This is a genomic window from Streptomyces sp. NPDC041205, from assembly GCF_055591765.1.
Genome location: NZ_JBVIZH010000007.1, coordinates 416180 through 434575, shown reverse-complemented (window position 1 = coordinate 434575; position 18396 = coordinate 416180). Strand labels below are relative to the sequence as shown.

General features: G+C 70.5%; 19 protein-coding genes, 2 tRNA genes and 1 pseudogene. 10 read left to right on the top strand and 12 right to left on the bottom strand.

Features of this window, described 5'->3' with window-relative positions:
• Positions 1-31 precede the first annotated feature (31 nt).
• Positions 32-283 (top strand): DUF6274 family protein, encoded by a 252-nt coding sequence (locus ACZ6BG_RS29665; RefSeq protein WP_469007094.1) that lies wholly within the window; start codon positions 32-34, stop codon positions 281-283.
• A 617-nt stretch (positions 284-900) separates the two neighbouring features.
• Here the strand turns inward: ACZ6BG_RS29665 and bldC are convergent.
• Positions 901-1107 (bottom strand): developmental transcriptional regulator BldC, encoded by a 207-nt coding sequence (gene bldC / locus ACZ6BG_RS29660; RefSeq protein WP_003949541.1) that lies wholly within the window; start codon positions 1105-1107, stop codon positions 901-903.
• Positions 1108-1688: 581 nt separating this feature from the next.
• A complete protein-coding gene (locus tag ACZ6BG_RS29655; RefSeq protein WP_469007092.1) occupies positions 1689-2585 on the bottom strand; it encodes a DUF8083 family protein in 897 nt (298 codons plus the stop codon).
• 236 nt (positions 2586-2821) lie between these two features.
• Here ACZ6BG_RS29655 and ACZ6BG_RS29650 point away from each other — a divergent pair, with 236 nt between their 5' ends.
• Entirely contained in the window at positions 2822-3904 is a 1083-nt protein-coding gene (locus ACZ6BG_RS29650; protein ID WP_469007089.1) for a Leu/Phe/Val dehydrogenase, read from the top strand.
• Positions 3905-4234: 330 nt separating this feature from the next.
• Positions 4235-4489, top strand: coding sequence for a DUF3073 domain-containing protein (locus tag ACZ6BG_RS29645; protein WP_190120242.1), 255 nt, complete (start codon positions 4235-4237; stop codon positions 4487-4489).
• 156 nt (positions 4490-4645) lie between these two features.
• On the opposite strand, the gene purM is transcribed toward ACZ6BG_RS29645, so the two are convergent.
• Positions 4646-5722, bottom strand: coding sequence for a phosphoribosylformylglycinamidine cyclo-ligase (purM, locus tag ACZ6BG_RS29640; RefSeq protein WP_469007087.1), 1077 nt, complete (start codon positions 5720-5722; stop codon positions 4646-4648).
• A 31-nt stretch (positions 5723-5753) separates the two neighbouring features.
• Complete coding sequence (gene purF, locus ACZ6BG_RS29635; RefSeq protein WP_469007084.1) at positions 5754-7280, bottom strand: amidophosphoribosyltransferase; 1527 nt, start codon at positions 7278-7280, stop codon at positions 5754-5756.
• Between the two features lie 186 nt (positions 7281-7466).
• On the opposite strand from purF, the gene ACZ6BG_RS29630 reads away from it, so the two are divergent.
• Together ACZ6BG_RS29630 and ACZ6BG_RS29625 are read left to right on the top strand one after the other, a co-directional pair.
• Positions 7467-7541, top strand: coding sequence for a putative leader peptide (locus ACZ6BG_RS29630; RefSeq protein ID WP_469007224.1), 75 nt, complete (start codon positions 7467-7469; stop codon positions 7539-7541).
• Between the two features lie 171 nt (positions 7542-7712).
• Positions 7713-7868: pseudogene (locus ACZ6BG_RS29625) on the top strand (twin-arginine translocation pathway signal protein); the annotation flags it as partial.
• A gap of 108 nt (positions 7869-7976) precedes the next feature.
• On the opposite strand, the gene ACZ6BG_RS29620 reads toward ACZ6BG_RS29625, so the two are convergent.
• The 8 genes from ACZ6BG_RS29620 to purS form a co-directional block, all read right to left on the bottom strand.
• The gene (locus ACZ6BG_RS29620) at positions 7977-8801 is read right to left on the bottom strand and encodes an META domain-containing protein (protein WP_469007083.1); all 825 of its coding nucleotides are present in this window, start codon (positions 8799-8801) and stop codon (positions 7977-7979) included.
• A 112-nt stretch (positions 8802-8913) separates the two neighbouring features.
• Complete coding sequence (locus ACZ6BG_RS29615; protein WP_469007080.1) at positions 8914-9711, bottom strand: maleylpyruvate isomerase family mycothiol-dependent enzyme; 798 nt, start codon at positions 9709-9711, stop codon at positions 8914-8916.
• Positions 9712-9720: 9 nt separating this feature from the next.
• On the bottom strand, positions 9721-10422 hold the full coding sequence (locus ACZ6BG_RS29610) for a TetR/AcrR family transcriptional regulator (RefSeq protein ID WP_469007078.1): 702 nt from the start codon (positions 10420-10422) through the stop codon (positions 9721-9723).
• A gap of 48 nt (positions 10423-10470) precedes the next feature.
• Positions 10471-11322, bottom strand: coding sequence for a M23 family metallopeptidase (locus tag ACZ6BG_RS29605; protein ID WP_469007076.1), 852 nt, complete (start codon positions 11320-11322; stop codon positions 10471-10473).
• Between the two features lie 24 nt (positions 11323-11346).
• Complete coding sequence (locus tag ACZ6BG_RS29600) at positions 11347-11883, bottom strand: ArsR/SmtB family transcription factor (protein ID WP_469007072.1); 537 nt, start codon at positions 11881-11883, stop codon at positions 11347-11349.
• Positions 11884-12006: 123 nt separating this feature from the next.
• A complete protein-coding gene (purL, locus tag ACZ6BG_RS29595) occupies positions 12007-14256 on the bottom strand; it encodes a phosphoribosylformylglycinamidine synthase subunit PurL (RefSeq protein WP_469007070.1) in 2250 nt (749 codons plus the stop codon).
• The gene (gene purQ, locus ACZ6BG_RS29590; protein WP_469007222.1) at positions 14253-14930 is read right to left on the bottom strand and encodes a phosphoribosylformylglycinamidine synthase subunit PurQ; all 678 of its coding nucleotides are present in this window, start codon (positions 14928-14930) and stop codon (positions 14253-14255) included. The genes purL and purQ overlap by 4 nt, the downstream gene beginning before the upstream one ends.
• Positions 14931-14986: 56 nt before the next feature.
• A complete protein-coding gene (purS, locus tag ACZ6BG_RS29585; protein ID WP_030362773.1) occupies positions 14987-15250 on the bottom strand; it encodes a phosphoribosylformylglycinamidine synthase subunit PurS in 264 nt (87 codons plus the stop codon).
• A gap of 458 nt (positions 15251-15708) precedes the next feature.
• On the opposite strand from purS, the gene ACZ6BG_RS29580 reads away from it, so the two are divergent.
• From ACZ6BG_RS29580 to ACZ6BG_RS29560, 5 genes are all read left to right on the top strand, one after another.
• Positions 15709-16026: a histone-like nucleoid-structuring protein Lsr2 gene (locus ACZ6BG_RS29580; protein WP_468453615.1), complete on the top strand. Its 318-nt coding sequence runs from the start codon at positions 15709-15711 to the stop codon at positions 16024-16026.
• 144 nt (positions 16027-16170) lie between these two features.
• Positions 16171-16242 (top strand) — tRNA-Gly (locus ACZ6BG_RS29575).
• Positions 16243-16321: 79 nt separating this feature from the next.
• A tRNA-Gly gene (locus ACZ6BG_RS29570) sits at positions 16322-16397 on the top strand.
• A 161-nt stretch (positions 16398-16558) separates the two neighbouring features.
• Positions 16559-17539 carry an ABC transporter ATP-binding protein gene (locus ACZ6BG_RS29565; protein ID WP_469007062.1) on the top strand — a complete coding sequence of 327 codons (981 nt, stop codon included), beginning with the start codon at positions 16559-16561 and terminating at the stop codon, positions 17537-17539.
• Positions 17536-18357, top strand: coding sequence for an ABC transporter permease (locus ACZ6BG_RS29560; protein WP_469007057.1), 822 nt, complete (start codon positions 17536-17538; stop codon positions 18355-18357). The genes ACZ6BG_RS29565 and ACZ6BG_RS29560 overlap by 4 nt, the downstream gene beginning before the upstream one ends.
• Positions 18358-18396: the final 39 nt, after the last annotated feature.

The following is an 18396-nucleotide window of genomic DNA, read 5'->3' as shown; positions in this document are numbered from 1 at the left end:
AGTGGGCCGCACGCTCCCGAGGAGGTGGCGCATGCCCGCATACCCCGCGTCCGCACGGCACGAGACCCGCGCGCTGCTGCGCGCCCATCTCGCGGCGGCCACCAGCTACCGCCACCTGACCCGGCACTGCCCCATCTGCCACCAACTCCTGCGCCTCGCCATGGAGCCCTCCGGCGACCCGCGCGACACCCCGGAGAGCAAGGACGCCCCGGAGGCCCACGAGACCCCTGAGGCGCACGAGGGCGTCGAGCAACGCGAGGACGAAAGTCCTCCCAAGGCATGACCAAAGCCGAGGCGCACCACACCCGCCGAGTGGGAAGCTGAGCGGAGAGCGGGAGTGTTCTCCGGGAGTTCCCGGGGGAGTTGTCCGGGCGTCGGCGCGCTTCGCCTCCTCTAGCGCACGGACAGTCAGGGCAACAAGCCACGGTTCGTGTGACGGTAGTCACCGAACGAGTTTTAGAAACCCCGGAACTTACACCTGTCCTACAACAGGTCAATCTAATATGTGCAATTGCACCACCTGACGCGCCGCCTTGACGGCACGCCCCCCCGGCCCCGCGGGGTCCGCCCGACAGGGTCCCCCAGGGATCAACAAGACGGCTCACAGAGGCCCCCAACAGTGCGCACCCACCGTGAGGGACGGCGAGCGGCCCCCGCGCGGACGACGCGCACCGAGGGGCGCCCCGGTCACGCGGGCATGAAAAATCGCGCTGGACCCGGCGGAGTCCAGCGCGATCTACGACGCACCCAGAATGATCAGGCGTGGGGCCCGTTGGGGCGGGTCCCGTGTCGTGTGTAGCTATATGTCGGACGTTACGGCCAGGTTGGGGGACCCGGCAGTGGTCGTGCTCATCGTCCGATGTGTACTGCTTACTGCTGCTTAGTTCACAAACGCCGTGCTCAGGCCTCGCTGCGCTGCTGGGGGATACCCGCCAGCAGAGCGCGGACCTCAGCCTCGCGGTAACGGCGGTGCCCGCCGAGCGTGCGAATCGACGTGAGCTTGCCAGCCTTGGCCCAGCGCGTGACCGTCTTGGGGTCGACGCGGAACATCGTGGCGACCTCAGCCGGGGTCAGCAGCGGCTCGGCATCAGGGGTGCGAGCGGTCATGAGCGGCCTCCTCGGGAGAACCGAACCTTCTCGGTTCATTCCTCTAAATTCTGCACCTTGACCCGCGTTGCCCGAAATGGCGGACGCGAGTCGAGTCGGTTATAGGACGAACGGCTTGTCCTCGGCACTACAACTACACCATCCGTCCAGCCGCGTCGGCCAAACCGATGGAATTGCCCTCCCAGGTGTCCATCCGCGACGGAAGCCGATGGACCATGCCATAGCGGACAGTCACCTCACTGTGACGATCAGTCACAGAGCGATCAGGAGTCAACAGACCCCCCATAGCGTGCAATGCAGAGCATTCCGCCCATAGTTGAACGGAAGGAGCCCTCTCCGGACTCCTTGTCCTATTTTGGCATGAGGAAGGCCGATCGGCGCAAGGGTCAGTTAAGTGCGGTCCATCACGCTTGAGGCAAAGGCCCGGATCGGGACCTACGTCCCGCCACCGGGACAAGCGCTCTCCATGAGAGCAGGCCCGAGCGTCACCCGGTCCGGGAACCGGGCGGCGGTCGGTTCGAAACTGGAGCGGCGGTCAGGTCGAAACCGGAGCGGCGGTCAGTCCGGGGCCGGAGCGGCGATCAGTTCGAGAACTGCCGCTCCCGCACCGCGCGCCATCGCTCCACGAGCCTCGCATACGCCTCGCCGGCCCCCACCCCGTCACCGGCCCGCAGCGCCTCGATCCCGGCGGCCACGTCCGCCGCCGAGTGGTCCTCGTCGAGCAGCTCGTCCGGCAGCGCGTGCACCAGGCCGCCGTAGTCCAGCTCCACCAGGGAGCGCGGGTGGAACTCCTCCAGCCACCGCCCGACGTCCACCAGGCCGTCGATGAGCGAGCCCTCGTCCATCGCGTCCCGCAGCGCCTTCAGGCCCCGCGCCACCCGGCGCCGCGCCTGCACCATGGGCGTGCGGTACCGCAGCACCGGCACCCCGGCCCCCGCAGCCGTCTCCGCGCCCTCGGCACCCGCGCCGCCCCCGACGCCCTCGTCTTCGTAGCCGCGCTCGTACACCCGCTCCTCGTCCGCCACCAGGACGAACCAGTTCAGCGGCACGTGCCAGGTCGCCGTGCGGATCCAGGGGCGCGCGTCGGGGTTGCGGGCCAGCCACTGCTCGTAGTCCGCGGCGGCCTGGCGGCGCACCACCGGCGGCAGGACGGCGTCCAGGACCGGCGCGGGCAGTTGGCCGCTCAGCTCGCCGAGGGCCTGCCAGCCGCGCAGCCGGGTCCGCCAGGGGCAGACGCACACCACGCCGTCCGTCTCCACCACGAACGCCTCGCCGCTCTCGTGCACGGGCACCGGGATGGGCGGCGTGGGCACCAAATCGGCCAGGGAACGACGGAGTTCGTCCTGGTACGAGGGGCGCTCCCGGCGGCGGGCGTAGCGCGCCCAGTGGCCGCGCTCGGGCTCCGGGAAGGCCGCCAGGGGCTCATACACACGCAAGTACGACGCGTACGGGACGATCACCGAGGACACCTTGGGCACGGCTCCTCCCCTCCCCCGCCGAGCGACTGGAAAACACTGCAAATCGTGCCATGGCCGAACAGTGCCCTTCTCCGTCCTGCGGCCCGGGAGAGTGACCCGCGCGGGGACCGGACAGAGTCATGCCGACCACCGTGCGGCGGCCGGGCACCACGAGGCTCTACCCTCATGGCAAACGGGGCCCGCCACCCGCACGGGATCCCCGCCCAACCGCCGCTACGCAACCGGGAGTCACCACCGTGACCGATGTAACCGACGGCGTCCTGCACACCCTGTTCCACTCGGAACAGGGGGGCCACGAGCAGGTCGTGCTCTGCCAGGACCGCGCCAGCGGTCTCAAGGCCGTCATCGCCATCCACTCCACCGCCCTGGGCCCCGCCCTCGGCGGCACGCGCTTCTACCCCTACGCCACCGAGGAAGCGGCCGTCGCCGACGCCCTGAACCTCGCGCGCGGGATGTCGTACAAGAACGCCATGGCCGGGCTCGACCACGGCGGCGGCAAGGCGGTCATCATCGGTGACCCGGACCGGATCAAGAGCGAGGAACTGCTCCTCGCCTACGGCCGCTTCGTGGCCTCGCTCGGCGGCCGCTACGTGACGGCCTGCGACGTCGGTACGTACGTCGCGGACATGGACGTCGTCGCGCGCGAGTGCCGCTGGACCACCGGGCGCTCCCCGGAGCACGGCGGCGCCGGCGACTCCTCCGTGCTCACCGCCTTCGGTGTCTTCCAGGGCATGCGGGCCTCCGCCCAGCACCTGTGGGGCGACCCCTCGCTGCGCGGCCGCAAGGTCGGCGTCGCGGGCGTCGGCAAGGTCGGCCACATCCTCGTGGAGCACCTCGTCGAGGACGGCGCCGAGGTCGTGATCACCGATGTGCGCGAGGACTCGCTGCTGCGCATCACCAGCAAGCACCCCCAGGTCACCGCGGTCGCCGACACGGAGACCCTGATCCGCACCGAGGGCCTGGACGTGTACGCCCCGTGCGCGCTCGGCGGCGCCCTGAACGACACGTCCGTGCCGCAGCTCACCGCGAAGGTGGTGTGCGGCGCGGCCAACAACCAGCTCGAACACCCCGGCGTCGAGAAGGACCTCGCCGACCGCGGGATCCTCTACGCGCCCGACTACGTGGTGAACGCGGGCGGTGTCATCCAGGTCGCCGACGAGCTGCACGGCTTCGACTTCGACCGGTGCAAGGCGAAGGCCTCGAAGATCTTCGACACCACGCTCGCCATATTCGCACGTGCGAAGCAGGACGGGATTCCGCCCGCCGCGGCGGCCGACCGGATCGCCGAGCAGCGCATCGCGGAGGCCCGCCGCCCGTGACGCACCGCTGACGCGCGCCGACGGAACGTGGGCGCGCGGCACCGATTCGACGCCGGATCACGGCCCGCCGACGCCCTCGGGAGACAAGACTCACCCCCGTCGGCGGGTCGCCTGCCAAGAAGAGGTTAAAATCGCAGCTGACCAGCGAGGAAAGGGCACCTTGCCAGTCGTGCGCCTAGGCGCGTCCTGCGGGCGACGTACCGTATGGCCGCAGGAGCAGGTACCGTGGAAGCCCTACGGACCGGTCTCTCCATGGAGAGTCCGTTCCAGATCATGAACGCGTGTCAAGACTCTGGGGCCATGAAGCCCCGATACCGAGGGGGTCGAGCCATGGGGCGCGGCCGGGCCAAGGCCAAGCAGACAAAGGTCGCCCGCCAGCTGAAGTACAACAGCGGCGGGACTGACCTGTCGCGTCTGGCCAATGAGCTGGGCGCTTCGACTTCGCAGCAGCCGCCGAATGGCGAGCCGTTCGAGGACGAGGACGAGGAAGACGACCCGTACGCGCAGTACGCGGATCTGTACAACGACGACGAGGACGACGAGGACGACCAGTCCGGTCCCTCGTCGCAGCGCCGCGGCGCTTGACCTCGCGGTAGCAGCACAGCGCTGAGTTCGCGCCCATAGCGCCGTTCTGACAGCGACCGCACTTCACCCGGCCCGGGGTGGGAACACCGCCGGACCGGGTTTTGTGCTGTCCACGGGGCTACTCGCCGCCTGCGGAGCCGCTTCGAGCCCCTCGGGCTACTTCGCGTAGTCGCCGGTCAGTTCGGCGCCGGACGCGTGGTCACCGCGGTCGGTGATCTCGCCCGCGACCCAGGCGCCCACACCGCGGTCGGCGAGGGTCGTGAGGGCCACGTCGACCGACTCCTGGGGCACGACGGCGATCATGCCGACGCCCATGTTCAGGGTCTTCTCCAGCTCCAGGCGCTCGACCCGGCCCGCGCGGCCGACCAGGTCGAAGACCGCGCCCGGCGTCCACGTGGAGCGGTCCACGGTGGCGTGCAGGCCGTCCGGGACGACCCGGGCGAGGTTCGCCGCGAGGCCGCCGCCGGTGACGTGGCTGAAGGCGTGCACCTCGGCCGTGCGGATCAGCGCAAGACAGTCCAGGGAGTAGATCTTCGTGGGCTCCAGGAGCTCCTCGCCGAGCGTGCGGCCGAACTCCTCGACCTCCTGCTCCAGGGACATCCCGGCGCGGTCGAAGAGCACGTGCCGCACCAGCGAGTACCCGTTGGAGTGAAGACCCGACGACTCCATGGCGATGACCGCGTCACCCTTACGGATGCGATCGGCGCCGAGCACGCGGTCGGCCTCCACGACGCCGGTGCCCGCGCCCGCCACGTCGAAGTCGTCCGGGCCGAGCAGGCCCGGGTGCTCCGCGGTCTCGCCGCCGACGAGGGAGCAGCCCGCGAGGACACAGCCCTCGGCGATGCCCTTGACGATCGCGGCGACGCGCTCCGGGTGGACCTTGCCGACGCAGATGTAGTCGGTCATGAACAGCGGCTCGGCGCCGCACACGACGATGTCGTCGACGACCATGCCGACGAGGTCGTGGCCGATCGTGTCGTACACACCGAGCTTGCGCGCGAGGTCGACCTTCGTGCCGACGCCGTCCGTGGCGGAGGCGAGCAGCGGGCGGTCGAAGCGCTTCAGGGCGGAGGCGTCGAAGAGGCCGGCGAAGCCGCCGAGCCCGCCGAGGCCCGCGACCTCGGGGCGCTGCGTCTTCTTCACCCACTCCTTCATCAGCTCGACGGCGCGGTCGCCCGCTTCGATGTCGACGCCGGCCGCCGCGTAGGAGGCACCAACGGGGGTCTCAGACATTGCCTGGGATCTTTCGGGTTGATGAATGGGCTCAGGGGCGACGGATCGCGTCGGCCGCGGCCGTGGCCGCCGGTCCCGCGGCGAGCTCGGTCTCCAGGAGCTGCTTGCCGAGGAGTTCCGGGTCGGGCAGGTCCATCGGGTACTCGCCGTCGAAGCAGGCGCGGCAGAGGTTCGGCTTGTCGATGGTGGTGGCCTCGATCATGCCGTCGATGGAGATGTAGGAGAGCGAGTCGGCGCCGAGCGACGTGCCGATCTCCTCGATGCTCATGCCGTTGGCGATCAGCTCGGCGCGGGTGGCGAAGTCGATGCCGAAGAAGCACGGCCACTTCACGGGCGGCGACGAGATCCGGATGTGGACCTCGGCGGCACCGGCCTCACGGAGCATCTTGACCAGGGCGCGCTGGGTGTTGCCGCGGACGATCGAGTCGTCGACGACCACCAGGCGCTTGCCCTTGATGACTTCCTTGAGGGGGTTCAGCTTCAGCCTGATGCCGAGCTGGCGGATGGTCTGCGAGGGCTGGATGAAGGTCCGGCCGACGTAGGCGTTCTTGACCAGTCCGGCGCCGAAGGGAATCCCCGAGGCTTCCGCGTAGCCGATGGCGGCGGGTGTGCCGGACTCCGGGGTCGCTATCACCAGGTCCGCGTCGACCGGGGCTTCCTTGGCGAGCTTGCGGCCCATCTCGACGCGCGAGAGATAGACGTTGCGGCCCGCGATGTCGGTGTCGGGGCGCGCCAGATAGACGTACTCGAACACACAGCCCTTGGGCTTCGCTTCAGCGAATCGGGACGTTCGCAGACCGTTCTCGTCGATGGCGATGAACTCGCCCGGCTCGATCTCGCGGACGTAGGCGGCACCGCAGATGTCGAGCGCGGCGCTCTCGGAGGCGACCACCCAGCCGCGCTCCAGGCGGCCGAGGACCAGCGGGCGGATGCCCTGGGGGTCGCGGCCCGCGTACAGCGTGTGCTCGTCCATGAAGACGAGGCTGAAGGCGCCCTGGACCTGGGGAAGCACCACACCGGCGGCTTCCTCTATGGTCAGCGGCTTGCCGTCGGCGTCCGTCTGGGCGGCGAGCAGGGCCGTGAGCAGGTCGGTGTCGTTGGTGGCCGCCACGCGCGTGGTGCGGCCCTCCTGCTTGGGCAGGTCGGCGACCATCTCGGCGAGCTGCGCCGTGTTGACCAGGTTGCCGTTGTGGCCGAGGGCGATGGAGCCGTGGGCCGTGGCGCGGAAGGTGGGCTGGGCGTTCTCCCAGACGGACGCTCCCGTCGTGGAGTAGCGGGCGTGACCGACCGCGATGTGTCCCTGGAGAGAGCTGAGGGAGGTCTCGTCGAAGACCTGGGAGACAAGCCCCATGTCCTTGAAGACGAGGATCTGGGAGCCGTTGCTGACCGCGATTCCCGCGGATTCCTGGCCCCGATGCTGGAGGGCGTAGAGCCCGAAGTACGTGAGCTTTGCGACCTCTTCACCCGGAGCCCAGACACCGAAGACGCCACAAGCGTCCTGGGGGCCTTTCTCGCCGGGGAGCAGATCGTGATTGAGTCGACCGTCACCACGTGGCACGCCACCGAGTGTAGGCGAGATCGACCACTGGTCCGAATTGGGGATACGGGGCCTGTACGGAACGTAAGCGCGCTCCTGGCGCGGGCGGCTTCCCGAGGGCCCATTGCTGCGATCGTACGAAGGCCTCGTGAACAGCCGCGACAAGGCGTTGACAGGATTTCACCCGCTGGCTGAGGCTCCTGATCCATGCGGTTCCTTGTGGAACGCCGCCACGTCGACCTGGTCCGGGTAGCAAGCGCCCTCTGTCCGCGCACCGCCTGAACGCCCCTCCCCCTGCCTTCTCCGCCTGCCCTGTCCAGGAGTGCTTCGTGTCTTCGTACGAGTCCGAATCATCCCGTTCGTCGGAGTCCGCCGCGGCTTCGCGGCTGTCCCGGCGGGCCTTCGCCGGTGGGGCGGCGGGGGCCGCGGCCGCCGTCGGGACCGGCGCCGATCCGGCCCGATCCGGCGTACCCGCTCGACGGCACCAGCCTCGCCGGGCATCTCCTGCGCGGACGCGAGGTGCCCGAGCGTGACCTGTTCCGGCGGGTGCGCGGCGAGCGGGCGCTGCGGCGCGGCGACTGGAAGTACCACCGCGGCAGGAGCGGACGGAGGCGGGGCTGCTGCCTTATCCGGCCGCGTGAAGCCGCCGCGTGACGCCGCTGCGTGACGCCGTCGCGAGCCACCCTCCGCGTGACGCCGCCACGGGCCGCCTCCGGGTCAGGCCGCCGGGGCCTGGGCCTTCGCCGTCGTCTTGCCGTCCGGTGCGGTGAGGGTGAGGGTGCGGTGGTCCAGCTTGTAGGAGGCCTTGCCGCCGAAGAGCTTCATGAGGGCGCGTTCGGTCGGCATGACGTCGCCGGGGCACATCTTGCGGGTGGCCCGGGGCTGGCCCAGGGTGATCTTGCCGTCGGCGGCGGCCGCGTTCGCGGTGACGTCGTTGCAGCCGAGGTTGCCGCGGACCGTGCCGTCCTTGGTGAAGGTGAGCTTGATCTTGTCGTCGAGGCCCTTGGGCAGGGAGGTCGTCGCGTCCCCGGTACCGACGGACGTCACCGTCCACTCGGTGCCCTTCAGGGGCGCCCCGGCCTCGGCGCTGAGGGCGATGCGGTCGCCCCCGGCGGTGGTGAGGGTCAGGCGTTCGTCGTCCACCTGGGCCTTGAGCTTGCCGTCCATGGCGCGGGCGAGACTCTTCTCGAAGTCGAGCGCGTCGCAGGCTATCTCGGTATGCGGGCCCGGTTCGAAGTGGACGGTGTCGCCCTTGACGGCCGCCTTGGCGCCGTAGCCGTTGCAGCCGAAGTTCCCCGCGGCGGTGCCCTTGCCGCCGAACTTCACATAGGCGCCTTCCGGGGCCGTCTTCTTCTTGCCGTCGACCGTGAGGCTGTCGACGTTCCAGCGGACTCCGGTCAGGGCCGCATCCGAGCCGCCGCCCTTGCCGGAGCCGGAGTTGCCCGATCCGGCCTTGTCGGGGCCGTCGTCGCCGGAGCCGGACTCAGAGCCGCAGGCCGCGAGCAGCCCGGCGGCGGCGAGGACGGTGAGGGTCTGGGTCACACGCTGCTTGTACATGTCATTGTGACGGGGCGGCTCCGGGTCCGGTTCCCTCCGCGCGCGGGCGCCGGGCGCCCGGATCCCGCCGGTGGTCACGGCACTCGCGCCCCACCCGTCACGACATGATCGGCAGCAGCCCGCCCAGATCGGCCCGTTCACCGCTCGCGCTGACCTGTGCCGCCTCGCGGGCCGCCGCCCATGTCGTACGTCCCGTGGCGAGCCTGATCCAGGTCAGCGGGTCGGTCTCGACGACGTTCGGCGGGGTGCCGCGGGTGTGCCGGGGGCCCTCGACGCACTGGACCACGGCGTACGGCGGGACGCGGACCTCCACCGAGCCGCCGGGGGCCTTCGTGGCCAGGGCGTCGGCGAGGAGGCGGGTGCAGGCGGCCAGGGCCTGGCGGTCGTACGGCACGTCGAGGTCCGGCAGGGCGTCGTTCAAGTCGTCCGTGTGGACGATCAGTTCGACGGTGCGCGTGACCATGAAGTCGGCGAGGGTCATGCCGCCGAAGCGGGATGGCACGAGGCGGGTGTCGGCGGCGTCGGGGAGGGTCTCCGCGAGGCGGTCGAGGGCGCCCGCGAACAGGGCGTCCAGGTCGGAGTCCGCGTCGACGACGGCGTGCGCGTCCTCGTCGACCTGGCCCGCGGCAGAGGACGTGCGGAACGGCCATTCCTGGAGCGGCACTTCGAGCTTGTCCGGCTCGGGCGCGTCCAGATAGCGGGCGACGGAGCCGAGCACCAGCGTGAGGTGGGCGGCCAGTTCGCGCACGGTCCAGTCCCCGAGCCGGGTGGGCGCGGCCAGTTGCTCCGGGGTCAGGCCCGCGACGGCCGCGCGCACCGTGGCGAACTGGGTGAGCACGGCGGTGCGGATCTTGGTCGGGTCGTAGCTGCGGGTGCGCTTCTTGGCCGGTGGCATGGGGGGAGCCTAAGCCTTGACCGCGTAGCCGCTGAGTCCTCTTTCCACCAGCGCGAAGGCGTCCCTGGCCAGGCGCACGGCGTCGGCGGCGACCTGGTCGAGGGGGGCGTCGGCGACGCGGCGGCGGTGCACCTCGGCGAACACCGCGTTGCGCACGCCGATCAGTTGGGCCGCGGCGACCTCCGCGAGGACCGCGTCGCCCGTCTCCGCCGCGAGGACGTCCGCGAGGAGCTCCTGTCGGCGCAGGTGGAAGGCGTGCGCGCGGTGCAGCAGGACGGGGGTCTCGGTGATCAGACGCAGCACCTGGAGCGTGCGGGCGCTGTCGCTCAGGCCGACGGACGGGTCCCTGGCCTCGATGAGGTCGAGCAGCTGGCGGCGCAGGGCCTCGGCGGCGGACTCGCCCGGGGCACGGTCGCGCACGGCGTCGGCGGCGTCCGCGACGTGCTCCTCCATGGGGCCGAGGAGCACGTCCTCCTTCGTACCGAAGTAGTTGAAGACGGTCATCTTGGAGACGTCGGCGGCGGCCGCGATCTCCGCCACGGACACCTTGTCGAAGCCGCGCTCGACGAACAGCTCCACCGCGGCCTGCCAGATCCGCGCGGCGGTCTGCTGCTTCTTGCGCTCCCGCAGCCCCGCCTTGCGGGGTCCGGGCGCCCGGGCCCCGGGCTCGTCCGCGGAGGCGGGTACGGATGCGGCTTCTCGTGCGGCCATGCGGCGGACTATACCAGGATGAATTTTCGGCTTGGACAAGATTTGGACTCAGTACACATCAGTCGCGGTCGCCTCGACGGCCCCGGCCGTGAACACCTCCCGGTTCGCGGGCACCCCGATGCCCCGCCAGCGGAAGGGCACACCCCTGGCCGTGTCCAGGTCCGGGCCGTCCATCAGCTGGAAGTGGACGTGCGGCTCGGTGGAGTTGCCGGAGTTCCCGCAGTTGCCGAGCCGCTGCCCGGCGACGACCTTGTCCCCGGCCCGGACCGCGAGCGAGCCCCGCTGGACGTGCGCGTACAGGGCGTACGTGCCCTCGCCGAGGTCGAGGACGATGTGGTTGCCGACGATGCGGCGGTTGCCGCCGAGGATCCGGCCGATGCCCTCGATCAGCATGAAGTACAGCAGGGCGAGCAGGGAGTTGCGGCTGAGGTGGTCGCGCTGGTCGTCCTCGGCGTGCACGACGGTGGCGTCGGCGACCGCGTGCAGCGGCGCCCCGTAGGCGGGGAAGGCCTGGTTGCGGCGGGCGACCGGCCAGAGCCAGGCGAAGCCGGGGCGGGCGCGGGCCGGGTCGTCGGGCTCGGCCGTGATGTCGATGGCGTAGGTCTGGCCGAGGCTGTGCGTGCCGTGGCTCGGCACCTTGTCGGCGGGGCTGTTGAGGGCGGACCAGCGGCCGGTGACCGGGGGCTCGACCTCGACGGGCGCGGGCGGGTCCGTCACGATCCGCTGCCGGACGGAGCGGGAGGTCGCCAGGCTGATGCCTATCGCGCCGAGCGCGGGCAGCCAGCTCAGCCAGTAGTTGTACGGCAGGTCCACGAAGAACCCGGCGACCACCTGGACGAAGAAGATCAGCCAGAGCAGACGCTTGACCAGCGCGACGAGCTTGCGTTGACGTACGGACACGAGTCCCCCTCGTACGGAAAGCGGTCAGGTCGCGGGGCGCGCGGCGGCGAGCACCACCAGGAGCGGAACCACCCGGTCCGCGGGCACCGCGTAGCGGCCGCGGGCCGCGCTGTGCAGCCAGCCCGCACCGGTCAGTTGGCGCAGGTGGTGGTAGATCTGGCCGGTCGTCCCGACGTCGTCGAGCGCGGCGAGCTCGGCGGCGGTGCGGCGGCCGCCGATGACCTCCCGCAGCAGCCGCAGCCGCACGGGATGGCCGAGCGCGGCGAAGGACTCGGCGGCCTCGGCCCAGTCGTCGTCGAGGAGCACCTCGGTGAACTGGCCGGTCTGCCAGTCGTACCGCTCCCCCGTCGGCAGCCGCACCGCGCCGGTGTACAGCACCCCGCCGTCGGTCGCCTTGTGCCGGGCGAGCTGCGCCTTCAGGCCCTCCAGGGCCCAGAAGTCGCTCTCGCCCACGACGGGCGGGGCCTCGTCACGGTCGCGGCCCGCACCCGCCGCGTCCGCCGCGCCCTCCAAGGCCGCCATGCGCCGCTCCAGTTCGGCGACGCGTTCTTCCAGCTCCATGAGCGTATATTACGTAATTACGTAACTCCAAACAAGTCGAGGGGCCGCGGGCCTGAGCCACGGCAGCACAGAGCCCCCGCCCGGACCAGGTCCGAACGGGGGCTCCACGAGCGGTGTGGCGTCCTAGGCGAAGAGCCCGGGAATCGTCTCCGCGTGCGCCGTCCGCAGCTCGTCGAGCGACAGCGCGAACTCGCCCTGCACCTCGACGGCGTCCCCGTCGACCACACCGATCCGTGTGACGGGCAGACCCCGCGCCCCGCACATGTCGGTGAACCGCAGCTCCTCGCTGCGCGGCACGGACACGACGGCACGCCCCGCGGACTCGCTGAGCAGGAACGTGAAGGCGTCCAGGCCGTCCGGCACCACGAGGCGGGCGCCGGTGCCGCCGCGCAGGCAGGACTCCACGACCGCCTGGATCAGGCCGCCGTCGGACAGGTCGTGCGCGGCGTCGACCATGCCGTCGCGCGAGGCGGAGATCAGGATCTCGCCGAGCAGCCGCTCCCGCTCCAGGTCGACCTTGGGCGGCAGGCCGCCGAGGTGGTCGTGCACGACCTGGGACCAGGCCGAGCCGCCGAACTCCTCGTGGGTCTCGCCGAGCAGGTAGAGGAGCTGGCCCTCTTCCTCGAAGGCGATCGGCGTGCGGCGCGTGACGTCGTCGATGACGCCGAGCACGGCCACGACCGGGGTCGGGTGGATCGCCGTCTCGCCGGTCTGGTTGTACAGCGAGACGTTGCCGCCGGTCACCGGGGTGCCGAGCTGCAGGCAGCCGTCGGCGAGACCGCGCGTGGCCTCCGCGAACTGCCACATCACGTCCGGGTCCTCGGGGGAGCCGAAGTTCAGGCAGTTGGAGATGGCGAGCGGCTTGGCGCCGGAGGCGGCGACGTTGCGGTACGACTCGGCGAGCGCGAGCTGGGCGCCCGCGTACGGGTCGAGCTTCGCGTACCGGCCGTTGCCGTCCGTCGCCATCGCGACGCCCAGGTTGGACTCCTCGTCGACGCGGACCATGCCCGCGTCCTCGGGCTGCGCGAGGATCGTGTTGCCCTGGACGAAGCGGTCGTACTGGTCGGTGATCCACGCCTTGGAGGCCTGGTTCGGGGACGCGACCAGCTTGAGGATCTGCTCCTTCAGCTCCGCCGAATTCGCCGGGCGCGCCAGCTTGTTGGCGTCGTCCGCCTGGAGGGCGTCCTGCCAGGACGGGCGCGCGTAGGGCCGGTGGTAGACCGGGCCCTCGTGCGCGACCGTGCGCGGCGGCACGTCGACGATCTGCTCGCCGTGCCAGAAGATCTCCAGGCGCTCGCCCTCGGTCACCTCACCGATGACGGTGGCGATGACGTCCCACTTCTCGCAGATCTCCATGAAGCGGTCGGCCTTGTCCGGCTCGACGACCGCGCACATGCGCTCCTGCGACTCGCTCATGAGGATCTCCTCGGGCGAGAGCGAGGAGTCGCGCAGCGGGACCGTGTCCAGCTCGACGCGCATGCCGCCCGAACCGGCCGAGGCCAGCTCGCTGGTGGCGCAGGACAGGCCCGCGCCGCCGAGGTCCTGGATGCCCGCGACCAGCTTCTCGCCGAAGATCTCCAGGGTGCACTCGATGAGGAGCTTCTCCTGGAAGGGGTCGCCGACCTGGACGGCGGGGCGCTTGGCCGGGCCGGTCGACTCGAAGGTCTCACTCGCCAGCACGGAGACGCCGCCGATGCCGTCGCCGCCCGTGCGGGCCCCGTACAGGATGACCTTGTTGCCGGTGCCCGACGCCTTCGCGAGGTGGATGTCCTCGTGCTTCATGACGCCGATGCAGCCCGCGTTGACCAGCGGGTTGCCCTGGTAGCAGGAGTCGAAGACGACCTCGCCGCCGATGTTGGGCAGGCCCAGGCAGTTGCCGTAGCCGCCGATGCCCGCGACCACTCCCGGCAGGACGCGCTTGGTGTCGGGGTGGTCGGCGGCGCCGAAGCGCAGCGGGTCCACGACCGCGACCGGGCGCGCGCCCATCGCGAGGATGTCGCGCACGATGCCGCCGACGCCGGTGGCCGCGCCCTGGTAGGGCTCGATGTACGACGGGTGGTTGTGCGACTCGACCTTGAAGGTGACCGCGTAGCCCTGGCCGACGTCGACGACGCCCGCGTTCTCGCCGATGCCGACGAGCATGGCGTCGTTGTCGGGGACCTTCTCGCCGAACTGCTTCAGGTGCACCTTGCTGCTCTTGTACGAGCAGTGCTCGGACCACATGACCGAGTACATGGCCAGTTCGGCGCCGGTCGGGCGGCGGCCGAGGATCTCCCTGATCCGGGCGTACTCGTCCTCCTTGAGGCCGAGCTCCTTCCAGGGCTGCGCGGACTCGGGGGTCCCCGCCGCGTGCTTGACGGTGTCCAGGGTCATCGGGCGTCCACCAGCTTCTTCAGGATCGAGGTGAAGAATCCCAGGCCGTCCGTGCGACCGGTCCCGACCAGCGGCTCGACCGCGTGCTCGGGGTGCGGCATGAGGCCGACGACGTTGCCGGCCTCGTTCGTGATGCCCGCGATGTCGCGCAGCGAGCCGTTCGGGTTCATGTCCAGGTAGCGGAAGGCGACGCGGCCCTCCGCCTCCAGCATGTCGAGGGTGCGCTCGTCGGCGACGTAGCGTCCGTCGATGTTCTTCAGCGGGATCGAGATCTCCTGGCCCACCTCGTAATCGGCCGTCCAGGCAGTCGAGTCGGTCTCCACGCGCAGCTTCTGGTCACGGCAGATGAAGTGCAGGTGGTTGTTGCGCAGCATCGCGCCGGGCAGCAGGTGGGTCTCGGTGAGGACCTGGAAGCCGTTGCAGATCCCGAGGACCGGCATTCCGGCCTTCGCCTGCTCGATGACCGACTCCATGACGGGCGAGAAACGCGAGATGGCGCCGGCCCGCAGATAGTCGCCGTAACTGAAACCGCCCGGAAGGACCACGGCGTCGACCTGCTTCAGGTCCTTGTCGCGGTGCCACAGCGGCACGGCCTCGGCACCGGCGACGCGCACGGCGCGCTGGGTGTCGCGGTCGTCGAGCGTTCCAGGAAAAGTGACGACTCCGACGCGAATATTCCAGCGGCCCGTAGGGCCACCGTTGAGGGTGGTGGCGGGCGACGGGAGGGAGGTCACTTCGCCTCCACCGCCGGCTCTTCGACCTTTACGACGAAGTCCTCGATCACGGTGTTGGCGAGGAAGGTTTCCGCCATCTCGTGGATACGGGCGAGGGCGGCGTCGTCGACGGGCCCGTCCACCTCGAGTTCGAAGCGCTTTCCTTGACGTACGTCGGAGATGCCCTGGAAACCGAGGCGCGGCAGTGCACGCTGCACCGCCTGTCCCTGGGGGTCGAGGATCTCCGGCTTGAGCATGACGTCGACTACGACGCGTGCCACTGGCACTCCCGGTGTGTGGTGCTTGCGTGTGCTGCTTGCGGGGGACTGCTCACCTGGCGCCGAGCGGGCCGCCGAGCAGGTTCCTTCAGACTACCCGCACAAAATTTCTACCCGCGTAGATTCGTAGCAACATACGTGACCGCAGTCACTTCGAAGGGGTCGGCAGCGCGTCGAGCAGGGCACGTGCGCGAAAAATCCTGGAAAAGATCACAGTTCGCCATTGCGCCCGCCACCCCACCGCATCCACCCTGCAGGGGAAGCGCCCGGCCTGCCCGTATTCTCCCGGACACGCCGCCGGAACACGCGGTTGGTTTTCCTTGGCTTCACTATTCAATGCCAGGCACTGTACAAAGGAATTGGCAATAGCCGATACTTTGTCCCAAAACTGCCGGACAGTCGGCATCACCGCACATCGTTGCACGTCAATGCGGTGGCGCCGCACGAAAGGACCGATATTCGTGGCGCAGCGTGTCGTGGTCACTCTCTTTGACGACATCGACGGCTCAGAAGCGGCGGAAACGGTCGCCTTCGGTCTGGACGGGAAGTCGTACGAGATCGACCTCAACCAAACCAATGCCGAGAAACTCCGCAAGGTCCTCGCCCCCTACCTGGAGGCGGCCCGCAAGCAGTCGAAGTCCGGCAAGGTCTTCCGGCACACGGCCGTGACCCCCGACCCGGCGGCCGTGCGCGCCTGGGCCCGCTCGCACCGCCTCGACGTACCGCCGCGCGGCCGGATCCCGAAGAAGGTGTACGAGGCGTTCGAGGCCGCCAACTGACTCCGGACGCAGGCGTCGGGACCTCTCGGGGACCTCGGGGCGGGGGTGCTCGCGCAACCGACTTGCGCAGCACCCCCGCTGGTCAGCTAGAGTCTGGAGCACGCCGAAGGGCAAGGCCGAAAAGGCCGAACCCCGAGGAGTCGTGCGGGTGTAGTTCAGTAGTAGAACATCCCCCTTCCAGGGGGAAGGCGCAGTGTGCAATTCCTGTCACCCGCTCCGCACCGCTCACCGACCACCCATTCGGGTGCGGTAAGCTGGTGCTCGCGCCGATCAGTGAGAGCTGGTCGGAGGCAATGCGAACGTAGCTCAGTTGGTAGAGCGCAACCTTGCCAAGGTTGAGGTCGCGAGTTCGAACCTCGTCGTTCGCTCCAGTCACGAAGGCCCGGTGTCCCAGACACCGGGCCTTCGTCGTGTTCCGGTACGCCCCGTCCGCTACACCCCGAAGGCGGCGGCCCGCGCGTCTGACATTTGTCATGCGAGTCGATGACAACGCGCACTGCCTGCGCCTTCGACCGCGGGCGAGCCTTGAGTCATGACAGACCAAGTGATCGAAGTGACCGACCTGCGGCGCCGCTACACGGGAGGCTTCGAAGCGGTCCGGGGGATCTCGTTCACCGCCGGTCGCGGCGAGCTGTTCGCCCTGCTCGGCACCAACGGCGCGGGCAAGACCTCCACCGTCGAAGTCCTCGAAGGCCTCGCCGCACCCGCCGCCGGGACCGTCCGGGTGCTCGGGCACGACCCGTACCGCGAGCGGGACGCGGTCCGGCCCCGGATCGGTGTGATGCTCCAGGAGGGCGGCTTCCCCTCCGAGCTGACCGTCACCGAGACCGCGCGCATGTGGGCCGGGTGCACCAGCGGGGCCCGCCCCGTCGGCGAGGTCCTCGAAGCCGTCGGGCTCGCCGCCCGCGGCGGCGTCCGCGTGAAGCAGCTGTCCGGCGGCGAGAAGCGCCGCCTCGACCTCGCGATGGCGCTCGTCGGCGACCCCGAAGTCCTTTTCCTGGACGAGCCCACCACCGGACTCGACGCCGAAGGCCGCCGCGAGACCTGGGACTTGGTGCGCGACCTGCGCGACCGGGGCACCACCGTGCTGCTCACCACGCACTACCTGGAAGAGGCCGAGAACCTCGCCGACCGCCTCGCGATCCTGCACGAGGGCCGCATCGCCGCCGCCGGCACCGTCGTCGACGTCGTCGCCTCCCAGCCCTCCCACATCTCCTTCGACCTGCCCGACGGCTACCACCTCGGCGACCTGCCGCCGCTGCCCGCGCTCGGCGTCACCGGGCACGAACTGCGCGGCCGCACCGTACGGCTGCGCACCGACGCCCTCCAGCACGCCGCCACCGGGCTCCTCGTCTGGGCCCGGGAGACCGGCGTCGAACTGCGCGGACTCGACGTACGGGCCGCGTCCCTGGAGGAGGCCTTCCTGCGCATCGCACAGGAGGCGACCCGGGACGGCGCCGAGCGGCCGGGCGGCCCCGGCGCGACCACGTACGAGAAGGAGAAGGTGGCATGAGTTCCGCGACCCCGACCGCCGCGCGGCCCGCCGCGACCCCCCGGTCCGTGACCCGCACCACCTCCGCCGGACGCCTGCGGGCCCTGGCCCGCGCCGAGCTGACGCTGCTCGGCCGCACCAAGGGCACGCTGTTCGCGGCGATGTTCGTGCCGCTCGTCATGCCGTTCAGCGTGCGCCAGGCCGCCGACGGGATGGACCTGAAGGGCACCGGCCTGTCGATCGGCTCGGTCGTGCTGCCGTCCTCGATCGGCTTCGCCCTCCTCTTCGCCGTGTACTCGACGCTGGTGAGCGTCTACGCCGCCCGGCGCGAGGAACTCGTCCTCAAGCGGCTGCGCACCGGCGAGGTGCGGGACCCGGAGATCCTCGCGGGCGCCGCGCTGCCGTCCGTGGCCGTCGGCCTCGCGCAGTCCCTGCTCCTCGCGGGCGCCTGCGCGGCGCTGCTCGACGTCGGGGCACCGGACGCGCCCCTCTACGCCGTCCTGGGGCTGCTGTTGGCCCTCGTGCTGTGGCCCGTGCTCGCGGCGGTCACGGCGACCTTCAGCCGCAGCGTGGAGAGCGCCCAGGTCGCGGCCATGCCGCTGCTGTTGATCTCCTTCATCGGCTCCGGCACGCTCGTCCCGCTCGAAGTCATGCCGGACAAGCTCGCCGCCGTCTGCGAACTGCTGCCGCTCACCCCGACGATCGAGCTGATCCGCGGCGGCTGGACCGGTGGCATGGCCGCCTCCGAGGCGCTCGGCGCCGTCGCGGTCGCGGTGGCCTGGACCGTGGTCGGCGTGTTTGCTGTACGAAGGTGGTTCCGCTGGGAGCCGCGGCACTAGCGGCGCCTGTCAGGGGGCTGCCGGGCGGGCGAAGGGACA